This window comes from Enterococcus sp. C50 (genome assembly GCF_040887505.1).
GTDB classification, from domain to species: domain Bacteria; phylum Bacillota; class Bacilli; order Lactobacillales; family Enterococcaceae; genus Enterococcus_B; species Enterococcus_B thailandicus.
In genome coordinates this window covers 19872-35979 of the sequence record NZ_JBFOFW010000013.1, presented here as the reverse complement: position 1 = coordinate 35979, position 16108 = coordinate 19872, and the positions used below count along the sequence as shown (strand labels likewise).

Here is a 16108-nt window from a genome sequence, read left to right as displayed (position 1 = left end):
ACTCATCTGTTTTTTTGTATTCTTTTTACTATTCAGCAAGAAGCTTTTCGATATCATCAATCATCTTTTCAGGAGAAGTCTGTGGTGCAAAGCGTTTGATGACAGTTCCATCTTTATCAATTAAAAATTTGGTGAAATTCCATTTAATTGCGTTAGTCATTGTACCAGGTGCATTTTCCTTCAAATAGGCGAATAAAGGATCAGCAGCTGCTCCATTTAATTCGACTAATTGATGCATTGGAAATGAAACACCATAAGTAGTTCGACAAGCTTGCGCCGCTTCTTCAGCAGAATCCAGTTCTTGTTTAAATTGGTTGGAAGGAAAGCCTAAAACGACTAATCCTTTTTCTTTATAGGTAGTGTAAAGTTGTTCAAGCTGCTCAAATTGTGGAGCAAGTCCACATTTGGTTGCAGTATTAACGATAATCATTGGATGATTCTGGTAGTCGTTTAGAGAGTAAGTAGTTCCATTTTCCAAAGTTGCATCAAAATCATAAACTGTCATAAAAATTCTCCTTTACTAATTGAGTAAGTACACACTTATTATAGAACAAAAAAACTGAGAAGCTTGTTTAAAAGCTCTCAGTTTTTTTAGTTAAATTATGCAAAGACGTCAGACCATTCATCGCGTTTTGCTAAGAATTCACGTGCTAGTGCTTGCGCACCCTCTAAAGTGTGACTTGCAGCCCAACCACATTGTGTTTCATTGCTTGCGGGTACTTCAGTAGCTTCAAGAACGTCCTTCATTGTTTTTTCTAAAACATCTAGTACATCGTCATAACTTTCATGATTCAGCACAGTTAGGTAAAAACCTGTTTGGCAGCCCATCGGCGACCAATCCACAATGTAGTCAGCATGATTACGAATTAGTTCAGCTGTTAAATGTTCAAGTGAATGTAAGCTTGGCATCTCCATATGCTCTTTGTTTGGTTGTTTGAAGCGGACATCATATTTGATGATCATGTCACCATTTTCACCAGTTTTGCGATCAGCAACACGGATATAAGGTGCTTTTACTTTTGTGTGGTCTAGATTGAAACTTTCAACATTCATTTTCATGTAAGTTACCTCGATTCATTTTTTGTTCAGTAGTGATAGCTAAATTCTAACATTTATTTAGAATAAGTTATAGGTACATCTTTGATTTTTAACCTTATTTCTATAAATGAAGAAATTTATTTAGTACTTTCCATTTTATCTAAGGCTTGGGTTAAGTCTGCTAATAAATCATCTATATGTTCGATACCTACAGAAAGACGAATCAACCCATTTTTGATTCCTGCTTTTTCACGTTTATCTTTTGGAATAGAAGCATGAGTCATAATCGAAGGAACCTCAACTAGACTTTCTACGCCACCTAAGCTTTCTGCTAGAATAAATAATTTTAATGATTCAACAAAAGGTACTGCTTTTGCATCTTCTTTTAAGTCAAAAGAGACCATACCACTAAAACCACTCATTTGTGTTTTTGCAATCTGATAGTTTGGATGACTTGTTAGTCCAGGATAATAAACAGTTTCAACAGCTGGATGATACTCAAGAAAAGTTGCTACTGCTAAAGCATTTTTTTGATGTGCTTCCATTCGCACACTTAGCGTTTTGATCCCACGTTGGATTAGCCAACTATCCTGAGGTCCTAAGACTGCACCCATCGCATTTTGTAAAAAGCCAATTTTTTCCGCTAAGTCTGCTTTATTAGTGGTGACTAAACCAGCAACAACATCACTGTGTCCACCAAGATATTTCGTACCACTGTGAACAATGATATCTGCGCCAAGTGCCAATGGCTGTTGGAAATAAGGTGTCGCAAATGTATTGTCAACGATTGTTAATAGATTATGTTTTTTTGCGATGGCAAGACTAGTTTTTAGATCAGTAATTTTAAGGAGTGGATTACTTGGTGTTTCAAGATAAAGTGTCTTTGTGTTTGGTTGAATCGCTTGCTCAATTTGTTTAAGATCACTTGTATCAATAATTGTGTATTCTAAACCGATTTTAGAAAATACTTTATCAACTAATCGAAAAGTTCCGCCATAAACATCATCACCGAGTAAGATATGGTCACCAGGTTCAAACAGTGATAAAACTGTATGGATTCCTGCCAATCCTGACGAGAAAGCAAAGCCTTGGATTCCACCTTCAAGGTCTGCAATTAGTTCTTCTAATGCAAATCGGGTTGGATTACCTGAACGAGAATACTCGTATTTTTTTGGTTGACCAACACCGTTTTGCCGGTAAGTTGAGGTTTGATAAATTGGAACACTAACAGCACCCGTTGTTGGATCTTCACTAATACCACCATGAATTAATTTTGTTTGAATATGCATTTTTATTCCTCCTATAAATAAATATTTTTTGACAGATAACGATCACTTGCATCAGGGAAGATGGTTACGATTGTGCTTCCTGCAGGCAATTGTTGCACTTCTTTGAGGGATGCTGCAAAAGCGGCACCACTTGAACTACCAACTAATAATCCTTGATTTTTAGCTAAAGCACGCGTGTAATAGAATCCTTCCTCATCTGAGATAGTTTCAAAACGAGTAATAGGCAAAGACTCAATAAACGGAGGAATAAATTCTACACCAATTCCTTCAATTTCATGAGAAGCTGCTTTGCCACCATTCAAAATAGAGCCTTCGGGTTCAACACCAATTAGTCGAATATCACTTATCTGTTCTTTAAGATAACTTGCTGTGCCAGAAAAAGTTCCGCCACTACCAATTCCAGCCACGAAACTATCTATTTTTCCTGCTAGTTCGTCAATCAACTCTGGTCCAAGTGTGTGATAATAAGTTGCTGGATTGTCAGGATTTTCAAATTGTTTTGGGAGATAAACATTTTCTAATTTGGCTGCTAAGTCCTGACTTTTTTTGATAGCACCGACCATTCCAAGTGAAGTAGGGGTATGAATGATTTCTGCACCTAGTGCCTTCATAAGTTGTTGTTTTTCAATACTAAACTTTTCTGGTACTACAAAAATAGTTTTTAAATGGTAGTTTAAAGCAGCTAAGGCTAAACCAATTCCGGTATTGCCAGCGGTTGGCTCAATAATCGTTGTGTCTTGGTTGATCTTGCCAGTTTTCAAACCTTGTTCAATCAAATAAAAACCAAGTCGATCTTTAACGCTACCTCCAGGATTCAAATATTCAAGTTTCGCATAGATTTTTGAATCTTTTGGTATTTCATAAGCATCATGCGTAAACTCAAATAAAGGTGTCTTGCCAATATAATCATGAATCGTTGTTAATATCATAGCTTCCTCCTAAAAATTCGATAAAAAAAAGGAGCTGACTATTAAATCAGCTCCTAGATATCATAAATTATTCGTGCTTTTCCAGAGAGTACACGTAAATTATGAAGGGCAATTAATAGACACGGCAAATAGTATGCTGCTTTTTTGCACCATACAACAACAAGTAATCAATTGATTGAAGTTACTTTGTGTGTTCATCATGTCTGTTCCTCCAGTAATATTTTTATCAAAAATAACATGAAAAAATGTCAGAGTCAAAGTATTCGGTGATTTTTAGTGATAGGAATAATTGGATAGAGTGCATGATAAAGTGAATCACAGAATCAAATGAAGAAGTGTTGCTAGATAAAAATGAAGATTTGCTAGTCTTATCCACTGTTGTTTGATACAATAAAAAAGATGATGATAAACAAAAAAGGAGCAATTTAAATGATTTCAGCAAGCGATTTAAAAGCCGGTATGACATTTGTACAAGATGGAAAATTAATTAAAGTTTTGGACGCAAGTCACCACAAACCTGGTAAAGGAAATACAGTTATGCGTATGAAACTAAAAGATGTTCGTTCTGGTGCAACATATGATACAACTTTCCGCCCAGAAGAAAAATTTGAAAAAGCACACATTGATACAAAAGCTGTTCAATACTTGTATACAATGGATGACACAGCGTTCTTCATGGATCTAGAAACATATGAACAATATGAGATTCCTGTTGAAACAGTTGAAGAAGAAATGAAATACATCCTAGAAAATATGGAAGTAAAAATTCAATTTTTCGGCAGCGAAGTAATCGGTGTGCAATTACCAACAACTGTTGTTTTACGTGTTGTTGAAACACAACCTTCAATCAAAGGTGCAACAGTAACTGGTTCAGGTAAACCAGCAACAATGGAAACTGGCTTAGTTGTCAACGTTCCTGACTTTGTTGAAGTAGATGAGTTATTAGAAATCAATACAACTGAAGGTTCTTATATCAAACGTGCCTCAAAATAATGAAATAAAAAAGTGCCGCAAAGATCTGTTCAGGTCTTTGCGGCACTTTTTTATAAGGAGAAAATCATTTTCAAGCTTAAATGATTAGTAAGTGACAGTGGTATCTTCATTGGTAATTAGTTGAATGACATGCGCTAAAAATTTTTCGGGATCTTCTCCTACTAATTTTTCCTCACGTTTCCCATCAAGTAAATGATACATTTTTTGGGCATCTTGTAAGAGATAGTAGTCATTTTCACCTTCAATATGAAATGCTTGAAGATCGTTTGGAAATTCAATATGGATGTCAATTACGCTAATTCCACCCAAACGATTGGTTAAATAATCTTCTATTTCTTTTGCTGTTACAGTTTTCATATTTCTCGCCTCTTTGCTTTAATAATTTTATTATATACCTATCAAAAAAGAGTGGGGTAAAAAACGTCTTGCTGAAGCTGAGGCATAATGATCAACTAAGTCTATTTGTTATGCTAAACTATGAAACAGTACGAAGAAGAAAGGACGTAATCGTGATGAAGACATTAGTAATTGTCAGCCATCCCAATCTTCAAGAATCATTGAATCAACAATTTTTTAAAGAGGCATCTCAATCGCTTTCGATTACATGGCATCATTTAGAATCTGTCTATCCAGCCGGAGAAATCAACCAAAATGACGAATTAGCGTTGTTAGCAACGCACGAGCGAATCATTTTCCAATTTCCTCTTTATTGGTATAGCGCACCTGCACATTTAAAAATATGGCAAGACACAGTGTTGGCTAAAGCAAGTAAAGTGCTAAAAGGAAAAGATTTTGGTGTTGTAGTAACGACTGGCGTTGCAGAAAAAGAATATCAAGCAGGCGGAAAAGAAGAGTTCACGCTGTCTGAATTTTTGCGACCATATCAACGAATTGCACACAAATTTCAAATGAATTATTTGCCTCCATTCGTATTAGCACAATTTATGTATCAGACTTCAGAGATACGATTTGAACGCTTAATTGCTTATCAGCAATATCTTTCTTTAACTGGAAAACCAAGTCTTGTTCAGCGAATCAACTGGTTTCTTGAACAAATAGAAAAAAATACGCATTTTTCAGAACCGCAAAAATCCTATCTCCTAGATGGCTTAAAAGAACAACAGGAGATGATCGAAGACTTGACCTTCACACTGGGTGAATTAAAGGAGGAAAATGAATGAGTAGTGAGTGGTTACAGCAACAAATTGACGAGCTGAATGAAAAAAATGTTCATTATGAGGATGCTGCTTTGTTATTTGAATTGAAAAAATTAGTCAAAGAAAGCGACGAGCGCATCACTCAACTGCAGGGAGAAATTGATGGAAAATCATGGAATCATCGTGAGTGGTAAAAAGGATTAGAAAATTTTAAGAAAAAAATGTGCATAACTATTGTTATTTGTTACAATGAGGATAAGGCATAACACTATTTTTAACATAAATTATTGGTGGTGAACTTATTGAAAAACAAAAATGAACGAGATGAAAATGTTCGGATGTCTAGAAGGCGTCAGCAAAAGCAACGAATGCAAAAAAGATTGTTGATTATTGGTGCCTGTTTGGTATCAGTCTTGGTGATTGGCGGCTCAGTCTTGGGATTGACGCAGTTCGGAAAATCAACTTCTAGTGCCAAAGAAACACCTGAAACAACTGTTTCTTCAACGCAAAAAAATGAAAAAAAAGCGAAGAAAAAACAAAGTAAAAAAGCGACAAAAACAACCGATAGTTCAACAAAATCATCAACAGAAACGAGTAGCACAGATAAAGAGTCAGCAGATGAACTACAAACGATTTTGACGACTTACTCAGAGAAGTTGACTGAACAAACACCAATATTGATTGATGAATATCAAACAGAAATTCAATCAAATCAAAATGGGGTTGCAGGATTATCTTCGATTGCTAATCAGAAAGCATTAGCACTACAAGCAATTTCAAATGAAGGAATCAGCAAATTAAAAGCTGCACATCAAGCAGATAGTTCCTCAACTGTCGATATTAATTCTTTGGTTGACCAGCTATCAAGTAAATACACAACTGAAGTAGCAAAAATATCAGATATTTATTTACGAACGAGTAGTGCGCTGCAAGCTGAAGAAGCAAACAAACAGGAAACAAGTAGTTCAACCTCAGAAGAAACAATGACTTCAACTACCGAACAAACGGCTGAAACAACAAGTAATCAAATGACTGATACGTCAGAAACTACAACGAATCAATCTGCAACAACTGTTGTATTAGCTGGTGAAGGCCCCAATCAAGTTGCACAACGTACAGGTGTACCAGTCGAAACAATCTTAGCATTGAATGGAATGACGATGGATGATTATTTCTTAACGCCTGGTGCTGTACTTCAATTGCAATAAGCAATAAAAAACTGCGAGATGTTACTAACTCTAGAAAGGTCCCCTTTCCAAGAGTAGAACAGACTCGCAGTTTTTTTGTTGTTTAAGCTTTCTTCAAGCGTTTTTCGCGAAGAAAGTAATGAATCGTCATTAAAAACAAGAAGGCTAACCCAATAAGCAAGGAAATTCTTGTTTCAGGGTTAATAAACATGAAACAAAGAATAATAGCTAAAAATGCTAAAGTTAAATAATTGGTGTAAGGGGATAATGGCATTTTGAATGGATGTTTTGTCATTTGTTCAGCGTGGATTTTACGGAATTTGATTTCACTGATTAAAATGACAATCCAAGGAATCATTCCTGGTAAAATACTTGAACTATAAACAAAGACAAAAATATTTTCAGAGTGAGTAACAAACATTGGTAGCAAATAATTGATGACCAAACCAATCAAGATACCTCCTGAAATGGCAACAACTGGATAAAATGGAACACCATGACGAGATAGTTTTAAGAAACGCTTCGACATTTTTCCATTAACTGCCAATGTGTAAATCATGCGACTGGCGCTGAAAATACCAGAGTTACAGCCAGATAAGGCAGCAGTGATTACCACAAAGTTAATCAATCCAGCGGCAAAAGTAATCCCAATTTTCGCGAATGTTTGAACAAATGGGGACCCGATTTCACCAAGCTGATTCCATGGATAAATACTTACGATAATAAAAATAGCACCAATATAAAAAATAAGAATGCGTCCAATGGTAGATTGAACAGCTTCAACGATTGTTTTTTGTGGATTTTTTGCTTCACCAGCAGTCATCCCGATTAACTCAATTCCTTGATAAGAAGCTATCACGATGGATAAAGCAAAAAAGAAACCTTTCACGCCACCGGTAAAGAAGCCACCATTTTTCCAAAGATTTGAAATACCAATAGGTTGACCATGATTGCCAAAGCCAAAGAAGATAACGCCTAAACCAGCCACAATCATCAAAATGATCGTTACGACTTTGATCATCGAAAACCAAAATTCTAATTCACCGAAGGCTTTTACTGAAAACAAGTTAGCTAACATCAAGAAAAGTATCACAGCGATACCAGGAATGATGGTTGGCAAATTTGGCCACCAATAATTCATATACTCGCCAACGGCAATGACTTCACTAATTCCAACTACGACATACTGAAAGATATTGCTCCAAGCAGTTAAGTAACCAGCAACTGGATGGATGTAATCACTCGCGTAATTAGCAAATGAACCTGTAGAAGGGTCAACGTAAAGCATCTCGCCTAATGCACGCATAATCAAGTATAAAAACAAGCCAGCAACAGCATAGGCAATCATTACAGAGGGACCAGTCCAGCGAATGGTTGAAGAGGCACCCATAAACAATCCAACGCCAATTGTTCCTCCCAACGCGATCATTCGAATATGACGTGCGCTAAGACTTCGATTTAATTTTCCTTCTTCCATACAAAAACTCCTTTCATAATTTAGAGAATAAGCCAACACATTTGATTAAATTTATCAGTCAAAAAATAAATTATTGATAAATAAAAACAGTTATTAAATTAATCTCTTGATGTGATTTTACAGAAAGGATTCGAAAAACGCGAGAAGAAATTTAATTTAATTGCAAAGTTTTTTGTTGAAAATGTTTTCTTAATGAGTTAAACTATCTTTAAATAAAAAGTTAGGTAAACCTAAAAAGGAGTGCTTAGGATGGCGAAACCAACAATCAGCGTAGAGAATCTTTCCGTTGCGTACCAAGGAAAGATCGCTTTAAAAAATATATCTTTAACGATTCAATCAGAAAAAATGACAGGAATTATTGGACCGAATGGTGCGGGGAAATCAACTTTTATGAAGTCTTTGTTAGAATTAATTCCCAAATCTTCTGGTACGGTGACGTTTTCAGGTCAATCTGTAAAAGAGGTTAGGAAAAAAATTGCTTACGTTGAACAACGAAGTGCAATGGATCTATCTTTTCCAATTGATGTTTTTGGTGTGGTATTACTTGGAACGTATCCTTCGCTAAGGATTGGAAAAAGACCAGGAAAACTGGAGAAAGAACGAGCAACACAGGCGCTAGTCAAAGTCGGAATGGAAAAATTTGCTAATCGACAAATCAGTGAACTATCTGGTGGTCAATTACAACGAGTGTTTATTGCACGGGCATTGACACAGGGTGCGGAATGGATCTTTTTAGATGAACCCTTTGTGGGAATCGATGCTGTTAGTGAGAAAAAGATTTTTTCGATTTTACAAGAATTGCGTGCAGAAGGCAAAACAATTTTGATTGTTCATCATGATTTGCATAAAGTAACTGAATACTTTGATGAAGTAATTTTATTAAATCGTGAGCTGATTGCAGCTGGGGCGGTTCAAGAAACTTTTACTTCAAATAATCTGCAGTTAGCTTATGGTGAAGTAATTGGCCAGTTGGTAAAGGGGGAACAAGCATGATTCAGTCATTTGTTGAGGGGGTATTCAATTATCAATTTTTACAATATGCATTGATTACATCTATTTTAGTCGGATTAGCTTCAGGAGTGATCGGTTCATTTATTATTTTACGCGGAATGTCTCTGATGGGGGATGCGATTTCTCATGCAGTTTTACCCGGAGTGGCAATTTCTTATATGTTTGGGTTTAGTTATATTTTGGGCGCAACTGCTTTTGGTGTGCTGACTGCTGCATTGATTGGTTTTGTCACACAAAAGAGTCGCTTAAAAAATGATACGGCAATCGGGATTGTTTTTAGTTCATTTTTTGCATTAGGAATCATTCTTATCTCTTTTGCTCAAAGTGCAACTGATCTTTATCATATTCTATTTGGTAATGTTCTAGCTGTTCGTGAGAGTGATTTATATCTCACGGCAATCGTTAGTGCTGTTGTCTTATTATTTATTTTCATTTTTTATAAGGAATTGAAAATTACTTCTTTTGATCCAATGATGGCAAAAGCCTATGGGTTAAACACAACATTTATTCATTACGCATTGATGTTTTTCTTAACTTTAGTTGCTGTAGTGAGTCTTCAAACAGTTGGAACAATCTTGGTGATTGCCATGTTGATTACACCAGCTGCAACAGCGTACTTGTTAACGAATCGTTTATCTATAATGATTGCTTTATCTGCGAGTTTTGGTGTGTTGAGCGCAATCGTGGGTGTATTTTTCAGTTACAGTTATAACTTACCTTCAGGGGCAACGATCGTGTTGGCATCAGCTGTGTTTTTTGCCCTAGCATTTTTATTTTCACCAACAAAAGGCATTTTGTTTCAAAGAAAGGAGCAAACAAATGAAGAAATCTAAATTACTAATCTTGTTATTCGCACTAGGAATTTTCCTAGTAGGTTGCTCAGCAAAGAGCGAGAAATCAGAACAAACGAAAGATGGAAAACTAACTGTTGTTGCGACAAATTCAATTCTGGCAGACATGGCAAAAGAAGTTGGAAAAGACAAGGTAACGATTCATAGTATCGTGCCCGTGGGAACTGATCCACATGAGTATGAAGTTTTACCAGAAGACATCAAAAAAGCTAGTGATGCAAAAGTTATCTTGTATAATGGACTGAATTTGGAAACAGGGAATGGTTGGTTCAATAATTTGATGGAAACTGCTAAAAAAGTCGAAGATGAAGATTATTTTGCCGTTAGTCGTGAAGTAGAGCCACTTTATTTAACAAGTGCTGGTCAAGAAACACAGGCAGACCCGCATGCATGGCTGGATGTGTCTAATGGAATCAAATATGTTGAAGAAATCACTCGAATTTTGAGCGAAAAAGATCCTGAGAATAAAGAAGTTTATGAAAAAAACAGTCAAGAATACCGTAAAAAACTTGAATCATTGGATCAACAAGCAAAAGAGTCATTTGCTACGATCAGTGAGGAGAAAAAGTTACTAGTCACCAGTGAAGGTGCATTTAAATATTTTTCAAAAGCGTATCAATTACCAGCCGCTTACATTTGGGAAATCAATACAGAAAGTCAAGGAACACCTGATCAAATGTCTGCAATTATTGACCAAGTCAAAGCGTCAAAAGTCCCTGGTTTGTTTGTAGAGTCGAGTGTCGATCCTCGGAGCATGGAACGTGTATCGAAAGAAACCGGTGTTCCTATCGCTGAAAAGTTATTTACAGATTCAGTAGCCAAATCAGGTGAAACAGGTGATTCTTACTATGGAATGATGAAATGGAATATTGAAGCAATTCATGATGGGTTATCAAAATAAATTCATTATCCAAAAGGTTGAACTAAAACATTCTTTTGTTTTAGTTCAACCTTTTTCTGTTTTCGTATATGGATAGCAAAAGGAAGTATCAATGACAGATAGTTATTCGAAAAAAGAAAAAACATCTTCGAAAAGTTCTTTTTTAATTCAATGAGCTAGTTACTTTGGATCATAATTTTTTTTCGCGTTTTTTTAGTGTAATAATGTTTTTTTCTTTCGATTTCCGTTATAGTTAAGGGTAAGAAGGAGAGGTGTAGCTATGAATTTCACACGTAAAGATAAGCATCAAATTAAAGAAGACGTCTTTCGTTTGCTTGACCAACAAGAAGCAACTAAAAAAGACCAAGACCTTCAATTTCTTGAAACCGAGATGGCAAAATTATTCATAGCGAATGCAACAGATGACGCAGTTGAACCAGAACGTTACATTGGAAAGTGGATTTTTGATGAGTTTCAGCCACTAGATGAAACGGCCGGAATTGGTTACTTTGTTTTCATTTCTGCAGTTGGATTTATACCAGGAGTCTTAGTCAAGCAAAATCAAGAAGTTCAAACGAAAGCTTGGCCAGCACTTTTTTCTGTCATTGGTACTGAAAATGTTATTCAGAAAATCCAAGCAGCGTATTATAAGAGTTCATTTATTGCACACAGTAAGTTAATGAATAGCTATTATAACCAGTTGATGTTAGTAGCACGACCAGGAAAAATACCACAAACATTTACTTATACGCAACAAAAAAACTTACATGAAGATGTGTTATACTCTCGAGATTTATCAGAACTTCCTCAAACAGAGCAAGTACGTTTACATCAATTGTTGAATACAAAACCAGTCTCTTGGAACTTCTTCCAAGCATTGGATGACAAAAAAAAGCTAATCTCAACGAATTATTGGGAAGTTTTTGTTACTCGTAATCGTTGGCTAAAGGAAAAGAAAGTCGCTGATCAACAAATTGAGTTCGTCCAATTAAAAAAAGAAAAATTATATTATGGATTATATAGTCGATAATCTTGCTACCAATAATCTATTACTTAATATAGAAGAAAAATGAAATAAGCGAGGAAATTTATGACTTTAAAGGAAGAAATCATTCGCGAAAGTAAACGCTTGGGTATTGATAAAATCGGGTTCACGACTGCGGAGCCTTTTGATCACTTGAGAGAATCACTGGAAGAACAAAAAGCCGCAGGGCATACTTCTGGTTTTGAGCATCCAGTAATTGAAGAACGACTTTATCCAGAAAAAACATTTGATCAACCTCAATCTATTATTTCAATTGCATTGGCATATCCCACAAAAATTCATGAGGAAATCCCAAAAGATGAAAAAAGAGGGCAATTTGCTCGTGCTTCTTGGGGAATCGATTATCATGATATTCTGCGAGATCGTTTAAATCGTTTGATTGAATTTATTACAACACGCGGAAAACAGTGGCAAGCAGAGGAAGAGTGGCGCTTTGCTCCACAAGTAGACACAGGAGAGTTGATTGATGTAGCAGTCGCACAGCGAGCTGGCTTAGGTTTTATTGGACGCAATGGTCTGCTGATTACGGAAGAGTTTGGTTCTTTTGTTTATTTAGGTGAAATTGTTACAAATATTGTTTTTGAACCGGATGAACCAGGTGTGTTTGGTTGTGGAGATTGTACTCGTTGTATCGACGGCTGTCCGACGAAAGCGCTGCTTGGAGATGGGCGAATGAATGCCCAAAGATGCTTGTCTTATCAGACCCAGACAAAAGGGTTGATGCCAGAAGAGTATCGAAAAAAGATGCGTAATGTCATTTATGGTTGTGATATCTGTCAGCTAGTTTGCCCATATAATAAAGGGAAAGATTTTCATTTCCATGAAGAGATGGAGCCAAAAGTTGATGAAGTATACCCTAAACTAAAACCAATGCTTTCTATTTCTAATAAAGAATTTAAGCAACAATTTGGTCATCTAGCTGGTTCGTGGCGTGGGAAAAAGCCACTTCAACGAAATGCATTGATTGCCTTAGCAAACCTCGGCGATCGAGACTCATTACCGGAGATTGCTGCTTGTCTCAAAGATGTCCGTCCAGTGATTCGTGGAACGGCCGCTTGGGCAATCGGACGTTTGGGTGCGAAAGCTCCAGAAGAATGGTTAACAGTTCTGCAAGACTCATTGGCGAAAGAAACAGATGAAGAAGCGAAGCTAGAATTTGAAAAAGCAATCGAAATTTTACAAACGAAGCAGAGAAAAAAACAGAAATAGCTCAAAAGTGCAAGGATTTGCCTAATTTTTGCTAATTCATTCATTTTTAGTCAGTAATTGTTGTAACAATTACTGACTTTTTTGCTGTTTTTGTTGTTTTTTGACTGAAATTCGTTATTTAAGCAAAAAAAAATGCATTTTTCTTCTAAAATTTTCGTTGTAATGTTACAAAATGTCGAGTTTTTGTGAAAAAACACACGGGTTGATGAAAATGTTTTCTTCTTTGATACCAACGGTTTCTACGACTTTAGTCTGAGAGGGCAGACTAGTTAAATGTTACAAATATTAAAAAAAATGTCATTTTGTCATCAAATGTCATCATTCTTTTACCTATGAAATATTTTCAAATGTTAAAGTTAATGACGTTGAAAGAAACTAAGAGGACATGAGGGAGTTTAATATATGAATTCAATGAAGAAGATCGTTTTAGGAACAACTTTTGCTGCAGGTGCTGCAATGTTTGTGGGAGCTACAGAAGCTCATGCTGACGAAACTTATACAGTCAAATCAGGTGACACTTTATCTACAATTTCACAACAATTTGCAGGTGACAATTCTTTAATTAACACAATTGCAGAAAAAAATTCTATTTCTGATATTAACCGTATCTACGTTGGTGAAGAATTAACTATCCCAACATCAGGCGAAGTTTCAACTAAAGCAGAAGTAAAAACTGAAACTAAACAAGAAACAGCAGCAACTGAACAAGCAACTCAACAATATACATACGTTGCACCAGTTGAAACTGTTGAACCAGTAGTTGCAACACCAGCAGCTCCTGCAGCTTCAACAAGTGATGCAAAAGAATGGATCGCTCAAAGAGAATCAAGCGGTTCTTATACAGCTACTAACGGACGTTACATCGGACGTTACCAATTAGATTCATCATACTTAAATGGTGACTACTCAGCTGCTAACCAAGAACGTGTTGCTGATGAATATGTATCATCACGCTACGGTTCATGGGATGCTGCTAAAGCATTCTGGTTATCAAACGGCTGGTACTAAGTCGAGTAATCAACTGAAACCAAAATAGTTGAAGCCAAGGAAATTACTTTCTAGTGATTTTCTTGGTTTTTTTTGTTTTTCAAAAAAATAATTGCTATTCTTACATATCTAATTGTGTAGAGGAGCGGATGAGGGATGCCGTAAGACAAAAAAATAGTGCTGAGATATAATAGTTATAAAGCGTTTTCTATTTTTGGTTTAAAAAAGGGATGGTGAGCGGATGAGTACGATAACGGGATATCCACAAGCAGCAATCAACTCAAAGAGCAGCTTATTTTCGAGTATTCGAGTAATTATTGAAACAGCATTTTATGGAAATAATGTACAAGTGATCGAGCATTTAGCACAAGCATATCAGTTAGCAGCTAATAGTCCTGGGACGATCGTGACAGATTTAGCTGTCTCTCACACAGAAGAGTTAAAACTTCCAAAAGATAGCAAAGTTTTAGTTTTTAATGATGGTGAAATTGTTGGTCGAACTGCGGCAGCACGTAGGGTAATCGGTGAACCAGAGATTAACCAAGTGAAGTATGAAAAAATTTTACGGGAAGCAATTTATCAAAGTAGAACACGTCAGTTTTATCATGGTGAAGTCATTGTTGGGTTGGACCAGGAATTTTCAGTTAAAGCACATGTGCTGATTCCTGAAGGTTTTGAGAATAATCTATACTCGTATTTATTGAACTTTCAAGCGTTAACAGCAGAAATTGAAAACGAGTATCAGCATTCGCAAACATATCATGAGGGCGACTTGTACATCTTTGCTGATCCAGAATGGCAAAACCCAGCGTTTCCTGATGGCTTGGTATTGATTGATGCTGTGCATAATGTAGCAGCTGTTTTGGGACTACGTTACTTTGGTGAGCTAAAAAAAGCAACGCTGACTCTTGCTTGGGCGCTAGCAAATCGAAATGGTTTCATTGCGTGTCATGGAGGACTGAAGCAATATCAATTTCCATCACATCATTACACGATGGCCGTTTTTGGCTTATCTGGTTCTGGAAAGTCAACGATTACGTTAGCAAAACGCGCAGATGATGTAGTAACTGTGCTGCATGATGATGCGTTTGTCATCTCAAAAACAAAAGGATCAACCACGGCACTTGAGCCAGCCTACTTTGATAAAACACAAGACTATGCTTCAGATGATCCAACAATTGCATCATTTTTAACCTGTCAAAATGTGGGGGTTACGCTGAATGACTCTGGGAAAAAAGTATTGGTGACTGAAGATATTCGTAATGGCAATGGTCGGGCAATCAAATCACGATTTGTTACGCCAAATCGTGTAGATCATTTAGATGATAAAATCGACGCAGTTTTTTGGATTATGAAAGATGATGTTTTTCCGCCGGTTGTTAAAATGAATGATCCTATCTTAGCCGCAATTTTCGGTGCAACATTAGCAACAAAACGGTCAAGTGCAGAAAACATTCGAAATCAAGAAGAAGTGGATCAGCTAGTCTTCGTTCCATACGCTAATCCATTTAGAGTATATCCATTAGCTGAAGACTATCAAGCTTTTAAAGAGCGGTTTGAGCAACAAAACACCGATTGCTATATTTTAAATACAGGATTTTTTGACCAAAAAAAAATTACACCTGAAATCACGTTGAAAAGTGTAGAGGGTATTGCTAAAAAACAAGTGCAATTTCTGCCACTAGGAAAGTTAACAGAATTGTCTTATTTACCGATAGCTGGATTTTCTGAGCGATTTAATGAGGTAACTTATCAAGAACGTTTGTATCAGCGGTTGAGTTCAAGAAATCAATTTCTGCAAGAACAAGCAGAGCTTTTAGGGGGATACCATGAACTTCCTGCTGAAGCAACGGAATATTTGGAACGATTATTGAAAAAGTTGAAGAAATAAAGAGAGCCTGTGGAAATCAAACAGTCATCTTTTGAGAGCAGACAACATATTGGTTTGCAGTATAGGAGAAAGAGATGATTTTAACAAATTTTTTGGGGTAAATTAATGATTGATTGACCTATCAAGTGAACAAGAAGAACAAAAAAGAGCGAGACAGATGTCCG

General features: G+C 36.3%; 17 protein-coding genes. 11 read left to right on the top strand and 6 right to left on the bottom strand.

Annotated features, from left to right (window positions below):
* Nucleotides 1–28: 28 nt before the first annotated feature.
* The 4 genes from AB3I20_RS12390 to AB3I20_RS12375 all read right to left on the bottom strand — a co-directional run bounded on the left by AB3I20_RS12390 (nt 29) and on the right by AB3I20_RS12375 (nt 3256).
* The gene (locus tag AB3I20_RS12390) at nt 29–505 is read right to left on the bottom strand and encodes a glutathione peroxidase (RefSeq protein ID WP_067485398.1); all 477 of its coding nucleotides are present in this window, start codon (nt 503–505) and stop codon (nt 29–31) included.
* Between the two features lie 95 nt (nt 506–600).
* A complete protein-coding gene (locus tag AB3I20_RS12385; protein ID WP_067485396.1) occupies nt 601–1059 on the bottom strand; it encodes an S-ribosylhomocysteine lyase in 459 nt (152 codons plus the stop codon).
* A 116-nt stretch (nt 1060–1175) separates the two neighbouring features.
* Nucleotides 1176–2327: a cystathionine gamma-synthase gene (locus tag AB3I20_RS12380; RefSeq protein WP_368027423.1), complete on the bottom strand. Its 1152-nt coding sequence runs from the start codon at nt 2325–2327 to the stop codon at nt 1176–1178.
* Between the two features lie 11 nt (nt 2328–2338).
* Nucleotides 2339–3256 carry a PLP-dependent cysteine synthase family protein gene (locus AB3I20_RS12375; RefSeq protein ID WP_368027422.1) on the bottom strand — a complete coding sequence of 306 codons (918 nt, stop codon included), beginning with the start codon at nt 3254–3256 and terminating at the stop codon, nt 2339–2341.
* Between the two features lie 429 nt (nt 3257–3685).
* On the opposite strand from AB3I20_RS12375, the gene efp reads away from it, so the two are divergent.
* Nucleotides 3686–4249, top strand: coding sequence for an elongation factor P (efp, locus tag AB3I20_RS12370; protein WP_067485388.1), 564 nt, complete (start codon nt 3686–3688; stop codon nt 4247–4249).
* Between the two features lie 84 nt (nt 4250–4333).
* Here efp and AB3I20_RS12365 read toward each other — a convergent pair whose 3' ends face one another.
* Nucleotides 4334–4606 carry a hypothetical protein gene (locus tag AB3I20_RS12365; protein WP_071868765.1) on the bottom strand — a complete coding sequence of 91 codons (273 nt, stop codon included), beginning with the start codon at nt 4604–4606 and terminating at the stop codon, nt 4334–4336.
* Between the two features lie 155 nt (nt 4607–4761).
* Between AB3I20_RS12365 and AB3I20_RS12360 the strand changes: the two genes are divergently transcribed.
* The 3 genes from AB3I20_RS12360 to AB3I20_RS12350 all read left to right on the top strand — a co-directional run bounded on the left by AB3I20_RS12360 (nt 4762) and on the right by AB3I20_RS12350 (nt 6614).
* Nucleotides 4762–5430, top strand: a complete 669-nt coding sequence (locus AB3I20_RS12360; protein WP_067485382.1) for an NAD(P)H-dependent oxidoreductase — start codon at nt 4762–4764, stop codon at nt 5428–5430.
* Nucleotides 5427–5600: a hypothetical protein gene (locus tag AB3I20_RS12355; protein ID WP_172843717.1), complete on the top strand. Its 174-nt coding sequence runs from the start codon at nt 5427–5429 to the stop codon at nt 5598–5600. The genes AB3I20_RS12360 and AB3I20_RS12355 overlap by 4 nt, the downstream gene beginning before the upstream one ends.
* Before the next feature lie 108 nt (nt 5601–5708).
* Nucleotides 5709–6614, top strand: coding sequence for a peptidoglycan-binding protein LysM (locus AB3I20_RS12350; protein ID WP_095803410.1), 906 nt, complete (start codon nt 5709–5711; stop codon nt 6612–6614).
* A gap of 82 nt (nt 6615–6696) precedes the next feature.
* Here AB3I20_RS12350 and AB3I20_RS12345 read toward each other — a convergent pair whose 3' ends face one another.
* Nucleotides 6697–8070 carry an amino acid permease gene (locus tag AB3I20_RS12345; RefSeq protein ID WP_067485379.1) on the bottom strand — a complete coding sequence of 458 codons (1374 nt, stop codon included), beginning with the start codon at nt 8068–8070 and terminating at the stop codon, nt 6697–6699.
* Nucleotides 8071–8319: 249 nt separating this feature from the next.
* Here AB3I20_RS12345 and AB3I20_RS12340 point away from each other — a divergent pair, with 249 nt between their 5' ends.
* The 7 genes from AB3I20_RS12340 (at nt 8320) to AB3I20_RS12310 (ending at nt 15944) form a co-directional block, all read left to right on the top strand.
* Entirely contained in the window at nt 8320–9063 is a 744-nt protein-coding gene (locus AB3I20_RS12340) for a metal ABC transporter ATP-binding protein (RefSeq protein ID WP_271027445.1), read from the top strand.
* The gene (locus tag AB3I20_RS12335; RefSeq protein WP_071868767.1) at nt 9060–9914 is read left to right on the top strand and encodes a metal ABC transporter permease; all 855 of its coding nucleotides are present in this window, start codon (nt 9060–9062) and stop codon (nt 9912–9914) included. The genes AB3I20_RS12340 and AB3I20_RS12335 overlap by 4 nt, the downstream gene beginning before the upstream one ends.
* Nucleotides 9901–10833, top strand: coding sequence for a metal ABC transporter substrate-binding protein (locus tag AB3I20_RS12330; protein WP_067485370.1), 933 nt, complete (start codon nt 9901–9903; stop codon nt 10831–10833). Before AB3I20_RS12335 ends, AB3I20_RS12330 begins: the two co-directional genes overlap by 14 nt.
* 259 nt (nt 10834–11092) lie before the next feature.
* Nucleotides 11093–11842: a hypothetical protein gene (locus AB3I20_RS12325; protein ID WP_071868768.1), complete on the top strand. Its 750-nt coding sequence runs from the start codon at nt 11093–11095 to the stop codon at nt 11840–11842.
* A 60-nt stretch (nt 11843–11902) separates the two neighbouring features.
* Nucleotides 11903–13066 carry a tRNA epoxyqueuosine(34) reductase QueG gene (queG, locus tag AB3I20_RS12320; protein WP_086270587.1) on the top strand — a complete coding sequence of 388 codons (1164 nt, stop codon included), beginning with the start codon at nt 11903–11905 and terminating at the stop codon, nt 13064–13066.
* A 402-nt stretch (nt 13067–13468) separates the two neighbouring features.
* Complete coding sequence (locus tag AB3I20_RS12315) at nt 13469–14074, top strand: LysM peptidoglycan-binding domain-containing protein (protein ID WP_067485361.1); 606 nt, start codon at nt 13469–13471, stop codon at nt 14072–14074.
* Nucleotides 14075–14294: 220 nt separating this feature from the next.
* Nucleotides 14295–15944 (top strand): phosphoenolpyruvate carboxykinase (ATP), encoded by a 1650-nt coding sequence (locus AB3I20_RS12310; protein ID WP_368027421.1) that lies wholly within the window; start codon nt 14295–14297, stop codon nt 15942–15944.
* Nucleotides 15945–16108: the final 164 nt, after the last annotated feature.

Bases quoted from the DNA above. Each gene is read 5' to 3' on its own strand.
- AB3I20_RS12325 (WP_071868768.1), top strand. From the start codon at position 11,093: ATGAATTTCACACGTAAAGATAAGCATCAAATTAAAGAAGACGTCTTT.
- AB3I20_RS12345 (WP_067485379.1), bottom strand. From the start codon at position 8,070: ATGGAAGAAGGAAAATTAAATCGAAGTCTTAGCGCACGTCATATTCGA.
- AB3I20_RS12375 (WP_368027422.1), bottom strand. From the start codon at position 3,256: ATGATATTAACAACGATTCATGATTATATTGGCAAGACACCTTTATTT.
- AB3I20_RS12355 (WP_172843717.1), top strand. From the start codon at position 5,427: ATGAGTAGTGAGTGGTTACAGCAACAAATTGACGAGCTGAATGAAAAA.
- AB3I20_RS12390 (WP_067485398.1), bottom strand. From the start codon at position 505: ATGACAGTTTATGATTTTGATGCAACTTTGGAAAATGGAACTACTTAC.
- AB3I20_RS12335 (WP_071868767.1), top strand. From the start codon at position 9,060: ATGATTCAGTCATTTGTTGAGGGGGTATTCAATTATCAATTTTTACAA.
- queG (WP_086270587.1), top strand. From the start codon at position 11,903: ATGACTTTAAAGGAAGAAATCATTCGCGAAAGTAAACGCTTGGGTATT.
- AB3I20_RS12385 (WP_067485396.1), bottom strand. From the start codon at position 1,059: ATGAAAATGAATGTTGAAAGTTTCAATCTAGACCACACAAAAGTAAAA.
- efp (WP_067485388.1), top strand. From the start codon at position 3,686: ATGATTTCAGCAAGCGATTTAAAAGCCGGTATGACATTTGTACAAGAT.
- AB3I20_RS12340 (WP_271027445.1), top strand. From the start codon at position 8,320: ATGGCGAAACCAACAATCAGCGTAGAGAATCTTTCCGTTGCGTACCAA.
- AB3I20_RS12310 (WP_368027421.1), top strand. From the start codon at position 14,295: ATGAGTACGATAACGGGATATCCACAAGCAGCAATCAACTCAAAGAGC.
- AB3I20_RS12365 (WP_071868765.1), bottom strand. From the start codon at position 4,606: ATGAAAACTGTAACAGCAAAAGAAATAGAAGATTATTTAACCAATCGT.
- AB3I20_RS12360 (WP_067485382.1), top strand. From the start codon at position 4,762: ATGAAGACATTAGTAATTGTCAGCCATCCCAATCTTCAAGAATCATTG.
- AB3I20_RS12315 (WP_067485361.1), top strand. From the start codon at position 13,469: ATGAATTCAATGAAGAAGATCGTTTTAGGAACAACTTTTGCTGCAGGT.
- AB3I20_RS12380 (WP_368027423.1), bottom strand. From the start codon at position 2,327: ATGCATATTCAAACAAAATTAATTCATGGTGGTATTAGTGAAGATCCA.
- AB3I20_RS12330 (WP_067485370.1), top strand. From the start codon at position 9,901: ATGAAGAAATCTAAATTACTAATCTTGTTATTCGCACTAGGAATTTTC.